Origin of the sequence: Saccharomonospora sp. NPDC046836, assembly GCF_040645195.1 — a bacterium.
Lineage (GTDB): Bacteria > Actinomycetota > Actinomycetes > Mycobacteriales > Pseudonocardiaceae > Prauserella_A.
On the sequence record NZ_JBEYXW010000059.1, the window covers coordinates 1 to 20,869 of the forward strand.

21 protein-coding genes and 1 pseudogene are annotated in these 20,869 nt (G+C 68.5%); 14 read left to right on the top strand and 8 right to left on the bottom strand.

What is annotated here, in order from left to right; all coding sequences use genetic code 11:
• The coding region (locus ABZ863_RS33365; RefSeq protein WP_358543548.1) for an ATP-binding protein at positions 1-1,401 on the top strand (1,401 nt) is incomplete at its 5' end.
• 5 nt (positions 1,402-1,406) lie between these two features.
• Here the strand turns inward: ABZ863_RS33365 and ABZ863_RS33370 are convergent.
• A complete protein-coding gene (locus ABZ863_RS33370; protein WP_358543550.1) occupies positions 1,407-1,955 on the bottom strand; it encodes a helix-turn-helix domain-containing protein in 549 nt (182 codons plus the stop codon).
• Between the two features lie 101 nt (positions 1,956-2,056).
• Here ABZ863_RS33370 and ABZ863_RS33375 point away from each other — a divergent pair, with 101 nt between their 5' ends.
• Positions 2,057-2,470 (top strand): nuclear transport factor 2 family protein, encoded by a 414-nt coding sequence (locus tag ABZ863_RS33375; RefSeq protein WP_358543552.1) that lies wholly within the window; start codon positions 2,057-2,059, stop codon positions 2,468-2,470.
• 25 nt (positions 2,471-2,495) lie between these two features.
• On the opposite strand, the gene ABZ863_RS33380 is transcribed toward ABZ863_RS33375, so the two are convergent.
• Genes ABZ863_RS33380 through ABZ863_RS33395 form a run of 4 tightly spaced genes read right to left on the bottom strand, consistent with a single transcriptional unit; the run spans position 2,496 to position 5,919 of the window.
• Positions 2,496-3,329 (bottom strand): ABC transporter ATP-binding protein, encoded by an 834-nt coding sequence (locus ABZ863_RS33380; protein ID WP_358543592.1) that lies wholly within the window; start codon positions 3,327-3,329, stop codon positions 2,496-2,498.
• A 36-nt stretch (positions 3,330-3,365) separates the two neighbouring features.
• Positions 3,366-4,202 carry an ABC transporter permease gene (locus ABZ863_RS33385; protein ID WP_358543554.1) on the bottom strand — a complete coding sequence of 279 codons (837 nt, stop codon included), beginning with the start codon at positions 4,200-4,202 and terminating at the stop codon, positions 3,366-3,368.
• Positions 4,199-4,969, bottom strand: a complete 771-nt coding sequence (locus tag ABZ863_RS33390; protein WP_358543556.1) for an ABC transporter permease — start codon at positions 4,967-4,969, stop codon at positions 4,199-4,201. The genes ABZ863_RS33385 and ABZ863_RS33390 overlap by 4 nt, the downstream gene beginning before the upstream one ends.
• Before the next feature lie 2 nt (positions 4,970-4,971).
• Positions 4,972-5,919, bottom strand: a complete 948-nt coding sequence (locus tag ABZ863_RS33395) for an ABC transporter substrate-binding protein (protein ID WP_358543558.1) — start codon at positions 5,917-5,919, stop codon at positions 4,972-4,974.
• Positions 5,920-6,618: 699 nt separating this feature from the next.
• Here ABZ863_RS33395 and ABZ863_RS33400 point away from each other — a divergent pair.
• The 7 genes from ABZ863_RS33400 to ABZ863_RS33430 all read left to right on the top strand — a co-directional run bounded on the left by ABZ863_RS33400 (position 6,619) and on the right by ABZ863_RS33430 (position 13,353).
• Positions 6,619-9,630 (top strand): nitrate- and nitrite sensing domain-containing protein, encoded by a 3,012-nt coding sequence (locus tag ABZ863_RS33400; protein WP_358543595.1) that lies wholly within the window; start codon positions 6,619-6,621, stop codon positions 9,628-9,630.
• A gap of 3 nt (positions 9,631-9,633) precedes the next feature.
• Complete coding sequence (locus tag ABZ863_RS33405) at positions 9,634-10,092, top strand: roadblock/LC7 domain-containing protein (protein ID WP_358543560.1); 459 nt, start codon at positions 9,634-9,636, stop codon at positions 10,090-10,092.
• 72 nt (positions 10,093-10,164) lie between these two features.
• Complete coding sequence (locus tag ABZ863_RS33410) at positions 10,165-10,914, top strand: DUF742 domain-containing protein (protein WP_358543562.1); 750 nt, start codon at positions 10,165-10,167, stop codon at positions 10,912-10,914.
• Positions 10,895-11,503 (top strand): ATP/GTP-binding protein, encoded by a 609-nt coding sequence (locus tag ABZ863_RS33415; protein ID WP_358543565.1) that lies wholly within the window; start codon positions 10,895-10,897, stop codon positions 11,501-11,503. Before ABZ863_RS33410 ends, ABZ863_RS33415 begins: the two co-directional genes overlap by 20 nt.
• Positions 11,504-11,644: 141 nt before the next feature.
• Positions 11,645-12,064 (top strand): roadblock/LC7 domain-containing protein, encoded by a 420-nt coding sequence (locus tag ABZ863_RS33420; RefSeq protein ID WP_358543567.1) that lies wholly within the window; start codon positions 11,645-11,647, stop codon positions 12,062-12,064.
• On the top strand, positions 12,057-12,536 hold the full coding sequence (locus ABZ863_RS33425; RefSeq protein WP_358543570.1) for a DUF742 domain-containing protein: 480 nt from the start codon (positions 12,057-12,059) through the stop codon (positions 12,534-12,536). The genes ABZ863_RS33420 and ABZ863_RS33425 overlap by 8 nt, the downstream gene beginning before the upstream one ends.
• A 136-nt stretch (positions 12,537-12,672) precedes the next feature.
• Positions 12,673-13,353 (top strand): DedA family protein, encoded by a 681-nt coding sequence (locus tag ABZ863_RS33430; protein WP_358543573.1) that lies wholly within the window; start codon positions 12,673-12,675, stop codon positions 13,351-13,353.
• Here ABZ863_RS33430 and ABZ863_RS33435 read toward each other — a convergent pair.
• The gene (locus ABZ863_RS33435; RefSeq protein WP_358543576.1) at positions 13,325-15,565 is read right to left on the bottom strand and encodes a helicase-associated domain-containing protein; all 2,241 of its coding nucleotides are present in this window, start codon (positions 15,563-15,565) and stop codon (positions 13,325-13,327) included. The two genes, ABZ863_RS33430 and ABZ863_RS33435, sit on opposite strands and share 29 nt — an antisense overlap.
• Before the next feature lie 86 nt (positions 15,566-15,651).
• Between ABZ863_RS33435 and ABZ863_RS33440 the strand changes: the two genes are divergently transcribed.
• The 5 genes from ABZ863_RS33440 to ABZ863_RS33460 all read left to right on the top strand — a co-directional run bounded on the left by ABZ863_RS33440 (position 15,652) and on the right by ABZ863_RS33460 (position 19,221).
• Positions 15,652-15,840, top strand: a complete 189-nt coding sequence (locus ABZ863_RS33440) for a hypothetical protein (protein ID WP_358543598.1) — start codon at positions 15,652-15,654, stop codon at positions 15,838-15,840.
• 108 nt (positions 15,841-15,948) lie between these two features.
• Positions 15,949-17,349, top strand: coding sequence for an NAD-dependent malic enzyme (locus tag ABZ863_RS33445; protein ID WP_358543579.1), 1,401 nt, complete (start codon positions 15,949-15,951; stop codon positions 17,347-17,349).
• Positions 17,346-17,825, top strand: coding sequence for a cyclic pyranopterin monophosphate synthase MoaC (moaC, locus tag ABZ863_RS33450; protein ID WP_358543581.1), 480 nt, complete (start codon positions 17,346-17,348; stop codon positions 17,823-17,825). Before ABZ863_RS33445 ends, moaC begins: the two co-directional genes overlap by 4 nt.
• Positions 17,822-18,817: a molybdenum cofactor biosynthesis protein MoaE gene (locus ABZ863_RS33455; RefSeq protein ID WP_358543583.1), complete on the top strand. Its 996-nt coding sequence runs from the start codon at positions 17,822-17,824 to the stop codon at positions 18,815-18,817. The genes moaC and ABZ863_RS33455 overlap by 4 nt, the downstream gene beginning before the upstream one ends.
• An 89-nt stretch (positions 18,818-18,906) precedes the next feature.
• Entirely contained in the window at positions 18,907-19,221 is a 315-nt protein-coding gene (locus ABZ863_RS33460) for a hypothetical protein (RefSeq protein WP_358543586.1), read from the top strand.
• A 38-nt stretch (positions 19,222-19,259) separates the two neighbouring features.
• On the opposite strand, the gene ABZ863_RS33465 is transcribed toward ABZ863_RS33460, so the two are convergent.
• Together ABZ863_RS33465 and ABZ863_RS33470 are read right to left on the bottom strand one after the other, a co-directional pair.
• Positions 19,260-19,928: a transglycosylase family protein gene (locus ABZ863_RS33465; RefSeq protein WP_358543589.1), complete on the bottom strand. Its 669-nt coding sequence runs from the start codon at positions 19,926-19,928 to the stop codon at positions 19,260-19,262.
• Between the two features lie 419 nt (positions 19,929-20,347).
• A pseudogene (locus tag ABZ863_RS33470) lies at positions 20,348-20,779 on the bottom strand (hypothetical protein); the annotation flags it as partial.
• Positions 20,780-20,869 lie beyond the last annotated feature (90 nt).

Consider the following 20,869-nt stretch of genomic DNA (forward strand, 5'->3'; position numbering starts at 1 on the left):
ACCGACGGCGGCGTCATGCTCGGTGTCCTGCTGGTGGCCGCAGTACTCACGATGCTGATCGCGCGGTCGCTGCTGCGCCCGCTGCGGCTACTGCGTCGCAGCGCCCTCGATGTCGCACAACACCGGCTCCCCGAGGCTGTGCAGGGAATCCTGGCCGATCCGGACCCGCGGCCGGAGGACGCGCACAGGCGGGCGGTCGAGCCGGTGCCGGTGTTCAGCCGTGAGGAGCTCGGGCAGGTCGCCAGGGCCTTCGACGCTGTCCACGGCGAAGCCGTGCGGCTGGCCGGGGAGCAGGCGCTGTTGCGCGAGAACGTCAAGTCGATGTTCGTCAACCTCTCCCGGCGCAGCCAGGATCTCGTTGAACGGCAGCTCACCGTGCTGGACCGGATGGAGGAGCACGAGCAGGACCCCGACATCCTCGCCGGACTGTTCGAGCTGGACCACCTGGCGACGCGGATGCGCCGCAACAGCGAGAACCTGCTCGTGCTCGCGGGCCAGGACGCCGGCCGCCCACTGCCCGGCTCGGTGTCCGCCGAGGAGATCATCGGTGCGGCGCTGTCGGAGGTGGAGCACTACCAGCGCATCAAGATCGCGGCCACCCCGCGCCTGGCCGTCCGCGGCGATGCGGTGAGCGACCTCGTCCACGTGATTTCGGAGCTCTTCGAGAACGCCACCGACTATTCGGGCGAGGACGCACCGGTGGCCGTGGTGAGTGCCATGACGGCTGAAGGCCAGTGGCGCATCGACATCACCGACCGCGGTGCCGGCATGCCGGAGACGGAGATCCGCAGGACCAATGCACGACTGGCGCAGCCGCCCGAGGTCGACGTCGAGGTGTCGCGGCGCATGGGGCTCTACGTGGTGGCGCGGCTGAGCCAGCAGCACCAGATCCAGGTCCGGCTCTCCGCTGCCGACATCCGCGGGTTGACCGCGACGGTACTGGTGCCCGCGGACCTGATCCGGCCTGGTGACCCGGTCTCGCCCCCGACGCCTGAACCCCCGCCGGCTCCGGCACCAGGGCACACGGAACCGGAGCTTCCGGCCGAGCCGCCCATGGTCGCGCAGCCGGCTGGCCCACGGGCGGAACCAGCGTCGCCCGTCGGCCAACCGCGCCGGGCGCCGGTGCAGTGGGAGCCGCTGCCAGCCTGGCCGACCGAGCAGGACGTCACGGAGGACGAGCCGGCGCTCGCCTCCGATACGCCGACCGACCGCATGCCCGCATACCAGGCGGTGGTGGCGCAGTGGTTCGAGACCATCGACGGGCCGCCGACCGACGAGATCGCCTGGCCGACCGAGGACGGCGACGGGGCGACGGTCAGCCGCTCAGCGGAGGCTGTGCGCAGCCGGATGGCCAGCCTGCAGAGCGGTGTGCAGCGGGGCCGCCACGCCCGCGCGGAGTGAGCTGATCAGGGCCGTAGCCCGTCGAGGATCACGTTCAGCGTACGCGCCCGCATCGAGATGTCGAGGGTCCACCGGGTGGCTTGGGACGCCCCGATCAGCAGCGCGATGACCTCGTCGACACCGACGTCTCTGCGTACCCCGCCGGCTTGCTGTGCGCGGTCGAGCAGGGTGCCCAGCGAGTCTCGCACCTGCGCACGGACCGGCGACGCGGCGTCGTCGACGTCCACTCCGGCGGCCGCGAGAGCCTCGCTCAGGGTCTGCTTGGTCCCGGCGTTCTCGACGAGCCGGGTGAAGAACTCGTGGAATGCCTTGCCGGCGTCGGCGCGCTCTGCCAGTTCGGCTGCTTCGGCGCCGACCTGTCGAAGGCGTTCCTCGTAGACGGCTTCGAGCAGCTCTTCTTTCGTCGGGAAGTGCCGGAACACGGTGCCCACTCCGACACCGGCCCTTTTCGCGACCTCCTCGGTCGAGGCGGCTGTGCCCTTCTCGACGAAGACCTCATCGGCTGCGGCGAGCACTCTCGACCTGTTCCGTACCGCGTCCGCGCGGGGGCTCATCGACGAACCTCGTTGACAATCGGAGCAGTCACTCCGTATGTTGTAAGTGGAGTCATGACTCCGATAGTAGCGAGTAGGACCCCGTAACGGAAAGGTTGGAGATGACCAAGAACCCAGCAACTCTTCGTAGCCCACGCGCGGTGTTCGAAGCGCAGTTACGTGCCGTCACCGGCAAGGAGTGGGACACGGTGTCGCAGTTCTACGCCGAGGATGCGGTGGTCGAGCAGCCCTACGCCAAACCGCAGGAGCTTCGGCTGGTGGGGCGGGGCGAGATCGAGCGGCACTTCGCGGGCGCGGCCGGGTTGCCGCTGGACATGCATGCCCGTGACCTGGTGGTACACGAGACCACCGACCCCGAGCTGATCGTCGCCGAGTGCGACTACGACGTGACCGTCACGACGAACGGCAGGCAGTTCACCATGCACAACATCTTCGTCGTCCGCGTACGTGATGGCCGGATCGTGTGGTCGCGGGACTACCACGATCCGACAATGCTCGCCCTGGCTGCGGGCTGAGGTCATGCTGCCCGTCGTCGCCCGGTCAGTGGGCGGTCTCCTTGGCGGAGTCCGCGCGCTCCGCGGGCCCATCGGTGTCCACATCAGACTGTGGCGAGGTGGGGGTGCTCTGCAGCAGCCTTGCCACCTCGCCGCGCAACGCCACGAACCGGGCCGACTCCCTGGTGGCGATCTGGTGGCGCTCCGCGGGGAGGTCGACGGGCAGGTCCGCCACGATCGTCGCCGGCGACGAGGAGAGCACCAGGACCCGGTCACCCAGGTACACGCTTTCGTCGATGTCGTGGGTGACGAGCAGGATCGTGCTGTTCTGTTCCCGCTGCACGCGGCGCAGGAGGTCCTCCAGTTCGAACCGGGTCTGCGCGTCCACCGATGCGAACGGCTCGTCCATCAGCAGCAGCGCGGGCCGGCTGGCGAGTGCGCGGGCGATCGACACCCGCTGCTGCATACCACCCGAGAGCTGCCAGGGGAACTTCTTGCCGACTTCGGAAAGGCCGACGGCGTCGAGTGCCTCCTGTGCTCGCTGCGCGCGCTCCTGCTTGCTGATGCGGCGCCAGCGCAGCGGGAACTCGACATTGCGGGCCACCGACAGCCAGGGGAACAGCGACCTGCTGTAGTCCTGGAACACCACGGCCAGGTCCTCCGGCACGCCGTTCACCGGATCGCCATGCAGCTGGACCGAGCCCGCGCTCGGCGGAATCAGTCCGGCAATACAGCGCAGCAATGTGGACTTCCCGCAACCGGAAGGGCCCACGATGCAGGCGAGTTCCCCGGCCGCCACGGAGAAGCTGAGATCGCGGACGGCTATGTGAGTGGCCTCGCCCGAGCCGTAGCGGTGGTTGAGGCCCGTCACCTCGAGCATGGTCGGCACGCCGGCCTCCTGTGGTTCGTGCTGAGATCAGACATCGTCGTTTCGTGTGGGTTGCCAGCCAAGGAGGCGGCGCTCGACGGTGAGCAGCGCCGTGTTCAGTCCGTAGCCGAGGATTCCGAGCAGAACGATCCACGACCACATCAACGGGAAGTCGAACTGCTGCTGCGAGGTGATCAGCCGGTAGCCGATCCCGTTGAAGGAACCGATCAGCTCGGACACCACCATGAGGATCAGCGAGATCGACAGGCTCAGCCGGAGCCCGGCGAAGATCTTCGGCAGGGCGGCAGGGAGCACGACCAAGCCGATCCAGTACCGCCTCGGCGTCCGGAACGAACGGGCGGTGTCGACCTTCACGGCGTCCACCGAACGGACCCCATCGACGGTGTTGAGCAGGACCGGCCAGACAGCGCCGAAGATGATCGTGGCCACCTGCATTCCCGGTCCGAGACCGAAAAGGACCAGGAAGACCGGGACCAGCGTGGGAGGTGGTATCGCACGGAAGAAGGCGAACAAAGGTCCGACGTAGTCCATGCCGGTACGCGAGCGGCCCAGCGCGGTGCCCAGCGTGATGCCCAGTGCCACGGCGATAGCCCAACCGCCCAGACACCGGCCGAGGCTGGGCAGGACGTCCTCGAAGACGGTGTCGGTGAGGAACAGCTGCGACGCGGGGCCGGAGAACCACAGTCGTACCGCGGTGGTCACGATCTGGGTGGGAGGAGGGAAGAACACACTGCCAGCGAGCCGGGCCGCCAGTTCCCACACCGCGACGGCACCGGCGAAGACCAGCCAGTTTCGTGCGAGGCCACTCAGTCCGGCAGCGCGCCGGCCGCGCAGGGAGATACCACGTTGAGTCGTCAGGCTCATGTCGCTGCCCGCCCTACCGTGTCGCTCCAGCGGAAAAGCCGCCTGCCGATCCGCTCCAGCCCGTCGTTGATGAGGTATCCGATCAGCCCGGCGACGACCGTTCCGGCGAGCACGAGGTCCATTCGCGACCCGCCAGAGCTGGCATCCAGGATGAACCGGCCGAGCCCGGTGGCTGCTGACGCGACGTATTCGGTACTCACCACCAGGATCAACGCGATCGCCGCGGACATGCGGATACCGGTGAACACGAAGGGCGCGGCGTGGGGCAGGGCCACTGACGTCAACATGCGTGCCTTGCTGGTCCCGCATGCCCGTGCGGTGTCGAGGAGTACCGGATCGATCTCGGCAAGGGCGTAGATGGTGTTGAACAAGATCGGCCACACGGCGGCGTACACGGCCAGGGCGATCTTCGCCTCAGGTCCGCTGCCGATGACCAGGAGTACCAAGGGGATCAACGCGACAGAAGGGATCGGGCGAAGAAACTCCACGATTGCCCTGGTCGCCGCTCGCAACCACGGGACGCTGCCGAGGAGCAGCCCAGCGGGCACCGCGACCCCGATGGAGATCAGCAATGCGATGGCCCAGGCCAGCAGAGTGGCAATGACATCGCGGAGGAACGACTGCTGACCGAGCAGGTCGACGGTGGTCGCCAGCACGACGCTAGGAGGTGGTACGAACAACTCCGGCACCAGGCCGGCCCTCACGGCGCCTTCCCAGAGCAGGAAGAAACCGACCAGGCCGGCCAGGTTGCGAAGAACAGAGCGCACGATCAGGTGGCGTCCGTCGTGGTGGCGATCATCGTCGAGGCGTCCATGCGCTCGGTGATACCGCCGAACTCGAACAGCAGGTCCGGCACTCGCTGCAACCGCTCAGCGTCCAACTTGGACTGGAACGTGAGCAAGGTGGTCATCGATGCGATTTCCTTGTCCACCTTGGCGAACTCGACCATCAGCGGCTCGATCTTGCTGCGGTCGGCCGCATCCCTGGTCGCCTTGTCCATGGCGCGCTGGAAAGCGGCAACCACCTTCGGGCTCTCGTCGGCGAACCTGGCCAGCGACGCGTAACCAGCGGTGGGGAAATCTTTGGTCGGGCCGGTCGCGGTGTCGAACACCGGGACGGCGCCGAGGGTCTTGGCCGCGGAGGTGATGAATGGTTCGGTCATGAACGCCGCATCGATGTCACCGCGCTGCAATGCACCCGCCATCTCGGGGAACGGCAGAGAAACCCAGTCCACGTTGGAGAAATCGACGTCGTTGGTCTTCATGACCGACTTGGTGAGGGTGTCCGACATCGTGTTCGGGCTGGTGATGGCCACCTTCTTGCCGGTCATGTCCTGAATGCTCTTCACCGGCGAGTCGGGCATGGCGACGATCATCGTGCTCTTCGGACTTGCGGAGGAGGCATCTGCAACGAACTTGAACTCGGCAGCGCCTTTGCTCTGTGCGACGAAGAACGGTGTGTAGCTGCTGTAGGCAATGTCGACTTCACCGTTGATGAGCTTGGTGAGTGAGACCTGGCCGCTCGCGGCGTTGACCGGCTCGACGGTCAGCCCCTCATCCTCGAAGTAGCCGTTCTGCATTGCGAGGTGGAAAGGTGCGAGGTCGATAGTGGGCATCAGGGAGACCTTGATCGTGGTCTTCTCGAGATCTCCGTTCCCGCCATCGGCCGAGTCATCGGATCCGCCCAGCAGGCCGCAGCCGCCTACGGACGCGAGCATGACGAGAACGATCGCGAACAGGCCGGCGCGGGCCGGCTGTCTCGAGCGTCGTACCAACCGCAGTGTTCGTCGAAGCAAGGCCAACTCCTAGAAGAACGCAGGGGGTCTCATTGTGTGAGCGTGAAGTGTGGGTGGTCCAAATTTGGATCACCGAGTCACGCGGTCACTGTAGAGAACCGACCGAACACATCACAATGGGTGTTTGCAGCCCTGAGACCAGTGGTACAGATCACTCTGACACTTCGCGCCAACGGGTGACAACTGCTACGGAGCGTAGACCTCCTGCTTAACGCAGAGAAACGACAACGGTCAGTCCGTAGTCCTGTTGGTGTGTGTGTACTGACTCGCCTGGAAGGGTTACATGTTGGCTGGGTCTTCGCTACTCTCTGCCTCTGCGAACTCGGTACGGACCACCACTTCAGTGAGAGAGTGCCTGCCATGGCTAAGCGGATAGAGCGTTTCCCACATGCCGGAGACACTGTCGCCACGGCGATCCCGCGCGCTGAACTGCGCAAATAGGCACTCCTGCGAGTGAAAAGCGGGCAGGCCCGACACGATGACCGCGCAGAACCGACGTCCGATGCCCGCCCATCGCAGCGTGCTCCTGCTGGGGACGGGCCTGACAACCGCCGCACCGCGTTCGTTCGAGCCACGGACGGCTGAGGAACCACCGGCTCGAAACTGGGGAGTGTGCTCGTAGTGCTCGACCACAAGGCGGAGGACGAACTCGGCTCTGCACCCAGCGACGCGCCAGCCGGGGCGCAGGGGCCGCCGGAATCGAATGATCCTGCCGGCAAGGTGCGGTCCGGTCGCGGAATCCGCAACTTGCGGCTGCGCTCCAAGTTGGCGCTGATCCTGCTCATTCCCACGCTGACCGCGCTTGTGCTCGGCGTGCTGCGGGCGGTCGATGCGCTGGGCACCGCCGGAGATTTCCAGCAGACCGCCGACCAGGTGGATCTCGCGAGCGGTATGACCGCTGTCGTGCAGGAACTGCAGACCGAGCGGATGCTGGCGGTCGCCAAGGTCGCCTCCGGAGGCGATCCCGCCCGGCAGGGTGCGCTCGATTCGCAGATCATCCGGTCGGACCGCGCGGTGGCCGATCTCCGCGCCGTGGCCGATCAGCTGGAGACCGGCGATGCGGCCGCGCAGGAGCGCTACACCCGTGGCCTGCAGCGGCTGGAGGCGCTGGCGCCGCTGCGCAATGCCGTTGCCTCGTCGCCGTACTCCGATGTTTCCGTGCTGTCCACCTATTCGTCGATTGTGGACGAACTGGTGCGGTTGGGGCGCGAGGTGAACACTGCGATCACCGACCAGGACCTGCTGCGCGAGGGCACCACGGTGCACGCTGTCAGTGAGGCAAAGGAGTTCATCGCACGGCAGGATGCCATCCTGCAGATCGCCGCGCTGCACAACGAGTTCCGTGCCGACCTGCTCGACCAGGCGAGAGCCGCGTTCGCGGGTGGCGAGGCCGCGGTCGAGACCTTCACCGCCTTCGCCTCACCCGAGCGGCGGCAGCTCTTCTCCGACACGGTCACCGGTCCCGAGGTCGACGGCAGGGAGCGGATACGCGAAGAGTCCTTCGTGCGTGCGGATCGACGCGAACCACTACTGATCAACAGCGGCGAGCTCGCCAACGCGGCCTCGGTGACCCTCGACAAGTACCGCACGGTCGAATCGCAGCTACTCGGCAGCCTGCGCACGAACGCCGACGATCGTGCCGCCGCCATGACCACCGCGGCCTGGCGGGACTCCGGCATCGTGCTCGTCGCGCTTGCCGGCGCTCTCCTGCTGATGCTGGCAATCGCCCGCTTGATGCTGCGCCCGCTACGCGTGCTGCGCAGCAGCGCGCTCGAGGTCGCCTACGTCCGGCTGCCCGAGACGGTGCGGCGCATCCTCGCGGACCCCAACCCGATCGAGGCGTCCCGTAACGCCATCGCGCCGGTGCCCGTGGACACCCGGGAGGAGATCGGCGAGGTCGCGCGCTCGTTCGACGTGGTTCACGAGCGCGCCATCCGGATGGCGGCGGAACAGGCGCTGCTGCGCGAGAACGTCAACGGCATCTTCGTCAACCTGTCCCGGCGCAGCCAGCGGCTGGTGGAGCGTCAACTCGGCGTGATCGACCGGCTGGAGGCGGAGGAACAGGACCCCGATCAGCTCGCGAGCCTCTTCGAGCTGGACCACCTGGCCACCCGGCTGCGCCGCAACGGCGAGAGCCTGCTGGTGCTCTCCGGCGCGGGCCTGGCGAAGTCGGTGTCCCAGCCCGTGCCCGCCGCCGACGTGGTCGGTGCCGCGGTGTCGGAGATCGAGCAGTACGCCCGCGTCGAGGTCGGCACCATTCCCGAGGTGGCGGTGCAGGGGCGTGCGGTCCACGACCTGGTGCACCTGCTCGCCGAGTTGCTCGACAACGCGACCTACTTCTCGGAGCCGGAGACCAAGATCAGCGTTCGCGCGGTGGTCACCAGGCGGCACGCGCTGGCGGTCCAGATCACCGACCGTGGCGTCGGCATGACCGAGCAGCAGCTGGCCGAGGCCAACGAGCGGCTGGCCGACCCGCCCGACCTGGACGTGTCGGTGACAAGGCGAATGGGCCTGTACGTGGTCGCGCGCCTGGCGAAGCGGCACGGCATCGAGGTGCGGCTGCGGGAGAACGAGGACATCGAGGGCGGCGTGATCGCGCGCGTCGTCGTGCCGGCCGAGCTGTTGACCAGCCTGCCGCGCACCGCGAAGCCCGTCGCGATGCCGCGGATCAACGCCCAGCGAGACGGCTCCCACGAAGACATCTCCTCACCATCGTTGCCGCCGCTGACCAGCGTGGCTGAGCCAGCCGAGCAGGTGACCGCCGTGCAACCGGCGGCGCTCCCCGGGCCGGACGGGCTGCAGCCGCTCGATCAACCGATCAGGCTCGACGACCTGGTGGGTGGCAGCGTGCGGGCGGCGGGACCGTTCGTCAGTGCCGCGCCCCCGACACCGCAGTTCACCGAGCAGGAGATCGGCGAGGCACTCGCGAAGGCCGAGCCCGCGGAACCGCTGTGGCCCGTCGAGTCTCCCGAGCCGGAGGCGGTCGGCCACCAGAATGGTGATGCGGACTACGAGCTGGCACTGCCGAAACGCCAGCCGCGCTACATCCCCGTGAGCCAGGAACAGCCCGCCTCGGCCACAGCAGCCACAGCGGCCGGCGGCGACGGCAGCGCGCTCGAGGACGACGTGCCGACCCGGCGCCTGCCCATCTACCAGTCGGTGCTGTCGCGTTGGTTCAGCGAAGAGGCCGAACCGGAGGAGCAGGTGGCCCAGCCGCGGGAACAGCCGAAGGTCGCAGACAGCGGTGGCCAGCGAACCGACGGCGGTGACGACGAAAGCTGGCGCAGCGTGTCCGACAGCGGCTGGCAGGCCGCCCATGCACTGCTGGAGTCGAAGGACGAGGAGCTCACGACGGCAGGGTTGCCGAAGCGGGTCCCCAACGCCTACCTGGTCCCTGGCTCCATCCGGTCGACCGAGGGTGGTGCTTTCACCGATGCCACGGCCGGTAAGCCGGGACAGGGCGCGATTGCCAGGTCGGCGGATGCGGCGCGCAGCCGCATGGTGAGCTTCCAGCGCGGGTACCAGAGTGGTCGCCATGCGCTCAAGGAGCCGTCAGCCGGCGATATGCGGTTGGATGCGGTTACCTCGAACGGATCGAGCGAGGGATCGACCGATGACGGGGCGAAGGAGTAAGAGTTGACACGGGCTGGTGCAGCGCAGCCGGGGGCGCCCAAGCAGGGCAACTCCGGCCAGAAGGGGAGCTTCGCTTGGCTCATCACGGACTTCGTGCACCGTGTGCCGGGCGCGGCGCATGCCGTTGTGGTCTCCGCCGATGGCCTGCTGCTCGCGGCCTCCCGCGGGTTGCCGAAGGACAGGGCTGATCAGCTCGCCGCGGTGGCGTCGGGCCTGACGAGCCTGGCGCGTGGAGCGGCGCAGGTGTTCGAGGGCGGTCCTGTGGCACAGACCGTCGTCGAGATGGCGAACGGCTTCCTGTTCCTCATGTCGGTGTCCGACGGCTCGTGTCTCGCTGTGCTCGGCTCGCCCGACAGCGACATCGGCCTGGTCGTGTACGAGATGACGCTGCTCGTCGACCGGGTCGGCCAGCAGATGACACCGGAGCTTCGCGCCCAGCTGCAGGGCGCTGTGCGGCGATGACCTCCGTGCACATGGCGGCCACGCGTCCGCGCAGCCACCCAGGGACAGCGAGACCACACTGAGGAGACCGTCGTGGATTCCGGGCATTTGCGAGGTGACGGATGGCTCGGCAGAGGCAACGCGGCCGGGCGATGGCCGGCTGAGCCGGATGCCGACAGGGCCTACCCGGCCAGGGACGATCGTGACTTCACGTCGTCGCAGCCGGGCCAGGCCGACGACTCCGGTGAATGGCTCGCCCCGTCCGACGGGGGTGGGCAGGGGCCTGCCGAGTTCGATGTGACCGAGTACCGGCAGCGGCTGATGGGCGGACCGGGCGCCGAGCTCTACGGCATGGGCGGTGGCGGGATGATCGAGCCGGGCGACGACTCGGCGGCGTTCTCCGCGTTCGCCGAGCGCTCGTTGGACGGCGGCCCTGCCTCGCAGAGCTTCCCCTCCGCGCCCGTGCCACGGCAGGTGAGCGCCGAGTCCGAGACTCCCATGGAGAGCTCCGGCCTGGTGCGCCCGTATTTCCGGACCAAGGGCCGGACCCGGCCGGACTACGACCTCGCGATCGAGGCCCTGGTCTCCACCAGCGAGCAGGGCAGACGGCTGGAACGTGTCCGCGTGCCCGAACACCGGTCCATCTGCGGGATTTGCCTGGACACCCGGTCGGTGGCGGAGGTGGCCGCGCTGCTGCGGCTTCCACTCGGTGTGGTGCGTGTCCTTGTTGGTGACGTCGCCGGTCTCGGCCTCGTGCTCGTGCACTCCTCCACGTCCATGGTCGGGGACCGGCCCAGTATCGAGTTCATGGAAAGGGTGCTCAGTGGGCTTCGGCGAATTTGAGTCCGATGCGAACACGCCGGCCACGGCGGGGCCGACCTCCTCGGCCAAGATCGTGGTGGCAGGCGGGTTCGGTGTCGGGAAGACGACCCTGGTCGGTGCGGTGTCCGAGATCGCTCCACTGACCACCGAGGCGTCGCTGACCGAGGCCAGCGTGTCGGTGGACGACCTGTCGGCCACCCCGCACAAGATGACCACGACGGTGGCGATGGACTTCGGCCGGATCTCGCTCGACTCGGACCTGATCCTCTATGTCTTCGGCACACCGGGCCAGCACCGGTTCTGGTTCATGTGGGACGACCTGGCGCTGGGCGCGATCGGTGCCGTGGTGTTGGTGGACACGCGCAGGCTGGCCGATGCGTTCCCGTCGATCGACTTCTTCGAGAACCGCAAGCTGCCCTACGTCGTCGCCATCAACTGCTTCGACCGGCTGCTCCATCACCAGATCGAGGACGTTCGGCATGCGCTCACGATCTCGCCGCGCGTGCCGATCATGGCCTGCGACGCGCGGGACCGCGAGTCGGCCAAGCAGGTCCTGATCTCGGTGGTGCAGCATGCGATCGCCCACGACGCCGCACTTCAAACCGGATGAGGACGCCGCCACCGGCGTGAAGTGCGGCGCGCGGACGGGGGACTTGTCCGCGACAGGTTTGACCCGGCTAATAGTCTGGCCGCTGACAACAACGCGGCAAGTACGCGTTCTTGGACCAGTGTGCGCAGGCGAGGAGGGACAGTGACGGCTTCGGCCCCACACGGCAGCTTCGGCTGGCTCATCACCGACTTCGTGCGGAGGGTGCCCGGGGCTGCGCATGCCGTGGTCGTCTCCGCTGACGGCCTGCTCCTGGCGGCGTCGGAGGGCCTGCCGAGGGACCGCGCCGACCAGCTCTCCGCCGTCGCCTCCGGACTGATCTCGCTGACGCTCGGCGCGGCGCGCTGCTTCGAGGCAGGCAACGTCAACCAGACCGTGGTCGAGATGGAGGGTGGGTACCTCTTCCTGATGTCCATCAGCGACGGCTCCTGCCTCGCGGTGCTCGCCGCACCGACCGCGGACATCGGCACGGTCGCCTATGAGATGACCCTGCTGGTCGACCGTGTCGGCCAGCAGCTCACCCCGGAGTTGCGCGCACAGCTGCAGGGCGGCATGCGTGGGTAGTGGCGTGGACGCGTGGGAGGCACTGCACCAGGGCACCGGACGGGAGGGCATCGACGCACCAGAGCGGTTCGACCTCAGGCGCTTGCCGAAGCCCAACCGCAAGCAGCCGGTGTCCGCTCCAGCACGCTTCGAACACCGCTCGCTGGTGCGGCCCTACGCCCGCACCGGTGGTCGCACCAGGCCGGGACAGGACCTGCAGCTGGAGTCGCTGGTGTCCACCAGCGCTCGCGGCCGGCACTACCTCGGCGCGGTGACGACAGTGCAGCGCTTCATCTGTGACCTGTGCGTCGACGTGCGCTCCGTGGCCGAGATCGCGGCGTACGCGCGGCTGCCGCTCGGTGTGGTCAAGGTGATCGTCGACGACCTGGCCGAGGCCGGTGCACTGCAGATCCAGCAGCCCGGTCTGCTGGCGTCGGACCGCGACGCGCGCGACTTCATGGCCCGCATCCTGGACGGTCTGCGCACGCTCTGACACTCCTTGGTGTCCTGGCACCCGGCGGGTCGCGGGCGGATAGTGGGGTTGTCGCCCCACAGCAAGGGACCGCGCGCATGAACCCGGACACGCAGCTCTTACTGGCCACCAACGACCTGGGCAGAGACACGGTCCGATGACGTTGCTGACGACCACACCGGAGCTGCCGGGGATACTGGGCAGCCTGGCGCCGCTGCTGAACCACTACGGCTACGCCGCCGTTGCAGTGTTGATCATGCTGGAGGACTTCGGCATCCCCGCGCCGGGTGAGACGGTGCTGATCGCGGCCGCGGTGTACGCCGGGGCGGGCCAGCTCAACATCGCCCTGGTGATCGTGGTCGGGATCGTCGCCGCGGTGGTCGGTGACAACATCGGCTTCGCGATCGGCCACTTCGGTGGCCGTGCACTGGTCCTGCGGTTCGGCCGTTACGTGTGGCTCACCGAGGAACGGCTGGCGGCCGCGGAGCGCTTCTTCGAGCGGTACGGCGCTGCGGTGGTCATACTGGCGCGGTTCGTGGAGGGGCTGCGCCAGCTCAACGGAATCCTGGCGGGCATCAGCGGCATGCACTGGCGGAAGTTCCTGGTGTTCAACATCCTGGGCGCCACCTTGTGGGTGGGTCTGTGGGCCACCCTGGGCTATGCCGCAGGCACCCACATCACCCCGATCTATGCGGAGATCCGCCGCTACCAGGGCTATGTGCTCGCGGCATTGGCCGTGCTCGTCATTGCTCTGGTCGCCCGACGGCTCCTGCGCCGCCGCCGCAACCGCGTGGCGACCAAGCCGATGGTCAGTCCTCGACAAGAGCCGCCGACGTGATGCGGTGCAGGGGAAAGCGTTCGTTGTCCGAACTCTCCAGAATGCCGCCGCCGACGCGCACAGGCGTGACCACGCGCTGGGTCGCCGTGCCGTGTGAGTCCACGAACCCGATCCACACCTCACGTTGCTCCCGCGTCGCCTGCGCCAGCAGTGCCAGCGTCACCGAGGTGTCCGCGCCGCCACCGGCCGGAAGCCGCACTGTGGCGCCGCGCCGGGTGGTCGCGGCCCGGTCACCGGCGCGGATGTGCGCCAGCACCGCGGTGAGCTGCTCGGCGCCGAGCGTGCTGGGCTCGGGCGCGACCCGCCGTGGCGCCCTGGCCCGTGCCGGGATACGCCGTCCGCTCGGGCGCAGGTCGAGGATGCGGCCGTCAGGGCCCTCCGCTGCCGGAGCGAAGCCTGCCGCGCGCAGCCCGTCGAGCATCTCCGCGAGCGGGTAGGGGCTCACCAGGACGGTTGGCGCGATCCGGCGTAGCTCGTACTGCCGCGCGACGGCGTTGCCGAGCACCTCGGCCAGCAGCACCTCGTCGTCACAGCGCAGGAACGCCGCCGCGGCGCCGCCTCGCAGCCTGCCGTGCCTGCGCGCGACGTCGTCGATCAGGTACGTCAGCGCCTGCGGCACCGGTGTCGCCGAGCGGGTCTGGAACAGCTCATGCAGGTCGCCGGCCGTGCGGCCGGTGTCCAGCGCCCGCCGGACAGAGGCCTCGGTCACCCGGTACACGGTCGCGTGGCCTGCCGACTCGACATCGGCGACGGCGGTGATTTCGGTGGCGAGCTCGGCCTGCAGCGGGCCGGGTGCGACAACCGTCAGGTCGGCCTGCACCAGCACCTGGTCAACCGGCTTCGGCATCGCGTCGGCCATCGCGCTCGCGGCGCCGTGCGCATCGCCGTCCAGCAGTGTGCCCGCCGCCGAGGCCAGAGCGCCGAGCCCGACCATCCCGATCGCCGAGGCTTCGGCCATGGTCCAGTGCACTGTTTGGTCGCGCAGTCTGCCGCCACGTCGCGGTGCCCGCCACGCGAGCAGTGCCGCCAGCTCGTCGACACTCTTCACGCCGGCACCGGAGGGCAGCTCCGTGAGCGCGGCCAGCACGCGACGGCGCAGGGCAGGCGCCAGTGGGCGGCGCAGCTCCTCCGACAACGGCACCAATGCCTTGTCCTTCGCGTCGCGCTCTCCGGCGAGCCCGGGCAGCCGTGGCAGGTCGAGCCAGCTCTGGGCGATCGTCGACCAGCGCAAAGCGGGCGGCGAGGACAACCAGGAGTCCGTGAGCGTCGTCGGCACCCACTCCGGCGTGCTGTCGTCGCTCGCGGCGACCAGCCCCGCACCGGCTGCCAGCTCGGCCAGCAGCGTGGCCCGCGTGTCGTCGACGTCCAGCTCGCGGGCGATCCGGCGCAGTTCCCGCACCCCGAGCCCGCCCGACTTCAGTACCGGTGAGGGCTGTGCGGACCAGCTGCCCAGCAGCGATTCGAGCTGCCGGAGGAACTCCATCGCCTCCCCGGCCGCCACCTCATCCACTGTGGACTGCTGATGTGGATGGGTGGGCAGTCCGGGTTCGGCGATGGCGTCCTCCGGGTACACGACTCCGCCGCGCAGCGCGATGCCCAGCTCGCGGGGCAGCTCGACGGTCTGGTCGTCGCGGCGCAACAGCAACCGCCTCGCCAACAGCCGTTGGACGGGGGTCGCCGCCAGCTCCAGCGGAACATCGACCGACGCGTCGCGCGTTCGCCCGATCGGCGGGCCCGCGGAGAGCGTGTGCAGCAGCGCGCGCTCGTCGTCGCCGACCCCGGCGAGCGCCTCGGCGAAATCGAGCCCGGCCAGTGCGGGGGCGGGTGCACCGAGACCGGCGGGGAAGGGACCGAAGACCTCGCGTGCGGCGGGCGGGATGCTCACCGCGTCGTCGTCACCCCAGGCGAGGGCGAGTTCGCGCAGGCGGGCGAGCGCGGCGGGAACGTCGGTGCCGACCAGCGGCGCGATGTCGGCACTGTCCATTGGTTCGCGATCGGCGCCGGTCACGACCAGGGTTTCCAGCACCGCGAGCGTGGCGGTGTCCAGGTGCTCGCAGGCCCGCGCGATCGAACCGGCTGTTCCTGCGCGCGTGGCCAGCACACCGGAGTCAGCGGGAGGTGGTGTCGCGAGATCGCGCCGGGCGCGCAACAGAGTGGTCAGCGTGTCGTCGGATGCCGAGCGCAGCCAGTTCGCGAGAGAAGTGGCGGCCATCGCTGACCACGATATCCCGTGCCCCGCTGGATCGGGCACACTGTGTTCACCTGGTTCACCCGTTGGTCGAAGTGATGGAGGACGACGTGGCGCAGGCCGACAGCAGGAAGAGCAAGGGGATCGACCCCGCCTGGCCCGAGGTTCCCGATGGGCACCCCGTGTCGGAACTCGCGGCCGATCGGCAGGGCGCGCTCTCCCCATTCGGCGAAGTGGCATTCCCCCTCGACACCGTGCCCTACGAGCACCCCCAAACCGAGATCAACAAGCGGGCGTAGCCACCACGTTGTTACTGGTGGGTCGCCGATCCTGGCGCTGGGTGGCCGCCGTCACGCGGCTAGTGTTTCCACTCGTATCCAGCTGTATCTCGATGCGGGGGTAGTGCAATGCCGGTTCCCGGTCCCGGTTACTCGATCACCGTGCGTCTCGAGGCCCCGCCGTCGGCGAGCGCGGCCGGCGACCTCACCACCGCCGTCGGCGAGGTGGGCGGTGTGCTCACGGCCTTCGACGTGGTCGAGTCGCATGCCGACGCGATCGTCGTCGACATCACGGCGAACGTCTTGTCCGCCGATCATGCCGAGGACATCACCAAGGCTCTGAACGCCTTGCAGGGCGTGAACGTGCGCAAGGTCTCCGACCGCACGTTCCTGATGCATCTCGGTGGCAAGCTCGAGGTCAGCCCCAAGGTCGCGCTGCGCAACCGCGACGATCTCTCCCGTGCCTACACGCCCGGCGTCGCCCGTGTGTGCCAGGCGATTGCCGCGAATCCCGATGACGCCCGCAGGCTGACGATCAAGCGCAACACGGTGGCCGTCGTCACCGATGGCTCCGCCGTGCTCGGCCTCGGCAACATCGGTCCGGCCGCCGCGCTCCCGGTGATGGAGGGCAAGGCGGCGCTGTTCAAGAAGTTCGCGGGTGTCGATGCCTGGCCCGTGTGCCTTGACACCCAGGACACCGACGAGATCATCGCGATCGTGCGCGCGCTCGCGCCCGTGTACGCCGGGATCAACCTTGAGGACATCGCCGCACCGCGGTGCTTCGAGATCGAGGCGCGGTTGCGTGAGCAGCTCGACATCCCGGTCTTCCACGACGACCAGCACGGCACGGCCATCGTCGTGGTGGCCGCCTTGCGCAACGCGCTACGGGTGGTCGGCAAGCCGATCGAGAAGTGCAAGATCGTGGTGAGCGGAGTCGGTGCGGCAGGCTCGGCGATCATCCGGCTGCTGCTACGGAAGGCCCCTGCGGACATCGTGGCGGCGGACATCGACGGCATCGTGCACACCGGACGGCCCAACCTGGACAACAACCTGCGCTGGGTGGCCGAGAACACCAACAGGGAGAACGTGTCGGGCACTCTGCACGACGCGCTCGTCGGGGCGGACGTGTTCATCGGTGTCTCGGCGCCCAACCTCTTCGGCGCCGAGCAGGTCGCCACGATGGCCGACGACGCGATCGTGTTCGCGCTGGCCAACCCCGACCCGGAGATCGATCCGCTGGAGGCGCAGAAGCACGCCGCCGTCGTGGCCACCGGCCGCAGCGACTACCCGAACCAGATCAACAACGTCCTGGCCTTCCCCGGCGTGTTCCGTGGCCTGCTCGACGCCCACGCGCACCAGATCGACGACGACATGCTGCTGGCCGCGGCCAACGCGATCGCCGACGTGGTGGATGACCGCCTCAACGCCTCGTTCATCGTTCCGAGCGTCTTCGACGCGGCCGTCGCGCCGGCTGTTGCGGAGGCCGTGAAGTCAGCCGTGAAGGGGCAAGAAGTAGCCTCGACTGCGTGAGTGAACTGAGCCACGTCGATGAGGCGGGCGCAGCCCGCATGGTCGATGTCTCCGGTAAGGAAGTCACCGCGCGTACCGCGCTTGCGAGCGGGCGGGTCAGGACCACCGCGGAGGTCATCGGTCTGTTGTCCGAGGGCGGGTTGCCGAAGGGCGATGCGCTGGCCACCGCCCGCATCGCCGGTGTGCTGGGTGCCAAGCGCACCTGGGAGCTGATCCCGCTGTGCCACCAGATCGCGTTGACGAAGGTCGACGTCCAGTTCGTACTCGACACCGACAGCGTGCGGATCGAAGCGACCGTGCGCACCAGTGATCGCACTGGCGTCGAGATGGAAGCACTCACGGCTGTTGCCGTCGCAGGACTGACCGTGCACGACATGATCAAGGCGGTCGACCCGGCGGCCACGCTCGACGAGGTGCGACTCGAGGCCAAGGACGGTGGCAAGACAGGACGCTGGCGCAGGGAGGGGAACCGATGAAGCGCACCGCCAGGGTTGTGGTGGCGTCCAACCGGGCCGCCGCGGGCGTCTACGCGGACCAGACGGGGCCCATCATCGCCCACTGGCTCGGTGAACGGTCCTTCGTGGTGCCGGAGCCGATCGTCGTCGCCGACGGCGAGCCCGTCGCGCAGGCGCTCCGGCAGTGTCTGGCCGAGGACGTCGACGTCGTCATCACCACTGGCGGCACCGGGCTGTCGCCGACCGACCGCACACCCGAGGCCACAGCGCCTCTGCTGGACTTCGAGTTGCCTGGCCTGGCCGATGCCGTCCGGGCCGCAGGCCAGGACAAGGTGCCCACGGCGATCCTGTCCCGTGGAGTCGCCGGTGTTGCCGCCAGCACGCTCGTGGTCAACCTGCCAGGCTCGCGCGGGGGCGTCCGCGACGGGCTCCAGGTGCTCGCCGATGTGCTCGATCACGCCCTTGACCAGGTCGCGGGTGGGGACCACCCGCGGCACGACGACCATGGGCATCACGACGGGCACCTACACGACGGCCGGCACCACGTGGCGGAGACGTCGCCGCATGGCGACACGGGCGGCGCGGTCACGGCAAGGATCGCGCTGGCGCAGGTGACCGAGACCGCGCTCTCTGTCGAGGAGCACGCCGAGCTGGTGCGGGACGCCGCCGCGGGCGCCGTCGTGACCTTCGGTGGTGTCGTACGCGACCACGACGACGGCAGGTTGGTGACCTCGCTGTACTACGAGGGCCACCCCACCGCCGGTGATGTTCTCGCCAGGGTCGTGTCCGAGGTGGCGGCCCGCCGGGTGGGCGTGCGGGCCGTGGCGGTCAGCCACCGGCTCGGTGCACTGGCGATCGGCGATGTCGCGCTGGCGTGCGCGGTGGCGGCGGACCATCGGGCCGAGGCCTTCGCGGCCTGCGCCGAACTCGTCGACGAGGTGAAGGCCCGCCTGCCGGTCTGGAAGCACCAGAAGTTCACCGACGGCACCGACGAGTGGGTCAACGCGCCCTGAGGCGCGTCTGAGAACACTAGGTGGGGTCCTCAGGTCACGCTGAATTCGGGCACAGGTGGTTCACAGACGCGGGCCATGATTTGGCCCGCATGCGAGAACCGGAACAGAATTACCAGGGCCGTCCGCTGGCCCGCCCCGACGACGAGGTCGTCGACCAGGGCCCGGGCTTCGACATCGGCGCTCTGCTCGACCGCCGCCGCGCGTTGCGGTTTCTCGGCGTCGGCGCGGCTGGTGTGGTGCTGACGGCCTGCGGAACCGGCTCCAGCGGATCGTCCCCCCAACGGTGCGCCCCCATCCCGGTAAGGGATGTCACGCAGTTGGTCGTTTGCGGGGTGCCGATGATGCGGGAAGGGCCCCACCGCCCGGGGGACACGGTGGGGCCCGTCGTGGTGCTAGTTGCCTAGCACCCGCGCCGTTCGGCGCAAGTGGCCTGCACAGCAGGTCACTTGGTGGCGATCTTCTGGCCGACCACGATGTAGTCGGGGTTGGAGATGAAGCCCTCGTTGAGGTCGGCGATCTTCTGGTAGCCGCCCTCGATGTTCTTGTCCTTGGCGATCTTGCTGAGGGTGTCACCCGCCACGACCGTGTAGTCGCCCGCCGGGTTCGACTTGGCGACGCCGCTCAGCGACGTCGTCGGCTTGGGAGCCGACGGGGCCGGGGACGACTCGGCCGGGGCGGAGTAGGAGGTCCTGCTGCTGCTCGGAGTCTCGGAGCTGCTGGAGGAGCCTTCGGTGTTCGTGCCCTGGTAGCTCGTGGACGAGCCGGCACGTGCGCCACACACCGGCCAGGCGCCGATGCCCTGACCCTGCAGGACTCGCTCGGCGACCGCGATCTGCTGCTCGCGGGAGGCGTTGGCCGGGTTACCGGTACCGCCGTAGGCCTGCCAGGTGCTCGGGGAGAACTGCAGACCGCCGTAGTAGCCGTTGCCTGTGTTGATGCTCCAGTTGCCGCCGCTCTCGCACTGTGCGATCGCGTCCCAGTTGACGCTCTGAGCCTGCGCGGGGGTCGCAGCTATCGCCAACGGGGCTCCCACTGCCAAGCCCGCCACAGCGACGCGGGCGAAGGTCCGGGAAGCGGTGGAGGTCTTACGGTGCTTGCCTCGATAAGCCATTTTCGACTCAGTCTCTGCTTCCGCGCCTCCGTACAACGAGGCAGGTCCAGCGGACCTGGCCGGCTCTTCGGCCGGCTCACATCGCCTTCAGGCTCCGTTTCCCTCTCGTCCCAGTCCGGAAGTTTCTTTCGCTCGGGGTTTCGGGTCCGGAATTCCCGTCGGACTGGGTAGGGCGCCACGGGAGTCCCGGTCGTGCTCTGGTCGGTTCGGGGCCAACCGAAAAGCGACGGTACGTAACGAGCAGCCTGATCGGAAATTTTTGGAGACGTGTCGTAGGTCACAGTAACGGTGGGCAACCTCGTGCGATCATGGCGTTCGCCCTGGTCAGGACGTCGTTACCGGACCGTTTCCTAGTCGAGATATTTCACCGATAGTGAGGTCTGTGTCACCTCGTTTGAACGCGGATGTCCCGTTCGTGACTACCACTTTGCATTCAAGAAATCCGACAAACCGGACAGGTCGTCGGTGTTGATGTGGTCCACACCGGCCGCGAGGAGCTCCCGCCAGAGTGCCGTACGTGCTTCGCCGGGGGTGTCGGGGGTCGCCCAGAACCGCACTCGCTGACCCGCCGCGTGTGCCTTGTCGACGATCCCGTGAAGCTTTTCCCGCTCCGCCGCGGGGAAGGTACCTTCCCCCTGCCACGTGAAGAGCCGCGTCCAGTTGTCCGACACGAGGGGAACGAGGCGCGCGTCGGCGCCGGGGCCGAGGTCCGTGGTGTCGACGATCCGGCCGTCGTAGAAGGCAAGGCGGTGCCGCTGGGCGCTCAGTATGTCCTTGGGCCGGTTGCCGGACAGCACGACCGTGACGGCCCGCTCCTTGCCCTTGCCTGCGGTGTAGGTGCTGAACAGAAAGACATCTCACGTAGTTAAAAGTCAAGCTGCGAGTGCGGGAGGAGGTGGAAACGCCAGGTGTTCGTTGTAGTGCTGGCCGGTGTGGAGGCA

What these genes read in the sequence shown, in the direction of transcription:
- ABZ863_RS33370 (WP_358543550.1), bottom strand. Translation starts at nt 1,955, where the DNA reads ATGAGCCCCCGCGCGGACGCGGTACGGAACAGGTCGAGAGTGCTCGCC.
- ABZ863_RS33375 (WP_358543552.1), top strand. Translation starts at nt 2,057, where the DNA reads ATGACCAAGAACCCAGCAACTCTTCGTAGCCCACGCGCGGTGTTCGAA.
- ABZ863_RS33380 (WP_358543592.1), bottom strand. Translation starts at nt 3,329, where the DNA reads ATGCTCGAGGTGACGGGCCTCAACCACCGCTACGGCTCGGGCGAGGCC.
- ABZ863_RS33385 (WP_358543554.1), bottom strand. Translation starts at nt 4,202, where the DNA reads ATGAGCCTGACGACTCAACGTGGTATCTCCCTGCGCGGCCGGCGCGCT.
- ABZ863_RS33395 (WP_358543558.1), bottom strand. Translation starts at nt 5,919, where the DNA reads ATGCTCGCGTCCGTAGGCGGCTGCGGCCTGCTGGGCGGATCCGATGAC.
- ABZ863_RS33430 (WP_358543573.1), top strand. Translation starts at nt 12,673, where the DNA reads ATGACGTTGCTGACGACCACACCGGAGCTGCCGGGGATACTGGGCAGC.
- ABZ863_RS33435 (WP_358543576.1), bottom strand. Translation starts at nt 15,565, where the DNA reads ATGGCCGCCACTTCTCTCGCGAACTGGCTGCGCTCGGCATCCGACGAC.
- ABZ863_RS33445 (WP_358543579.1), top strand. Translation starts at nt 15,949, where the DNA reads ATGCCGGTTCCCGGTCCCGGTTACTCGATCACCGTGCGTCTCGAGGCC.
- ABZ863_RS33455 (WP_358543583.1), top strand. Translation starts at nt 17,822, where the DNA reads ATGAAGCGCACCGCCAGGGTTGTGGTGGCGTCCAACCGGGCCGCCGCG.
- ABZ863_RS33460 (WP_358543586.1), top strand. Translation starts at nt 18,907, where the DNA reads ATGCGAGAACCGGAACAGAATTACCAGGGCCGTCCGCTGGCCCGCCCC.
- ABZ863_RS33465 (WP_358543589.1), bottom strand. Translation starts at nt 19,928, where the DNA reads ATGGCTTATCGAGGCAAGCACCGTAAGACCTCCACCGCTTCCCGGACC.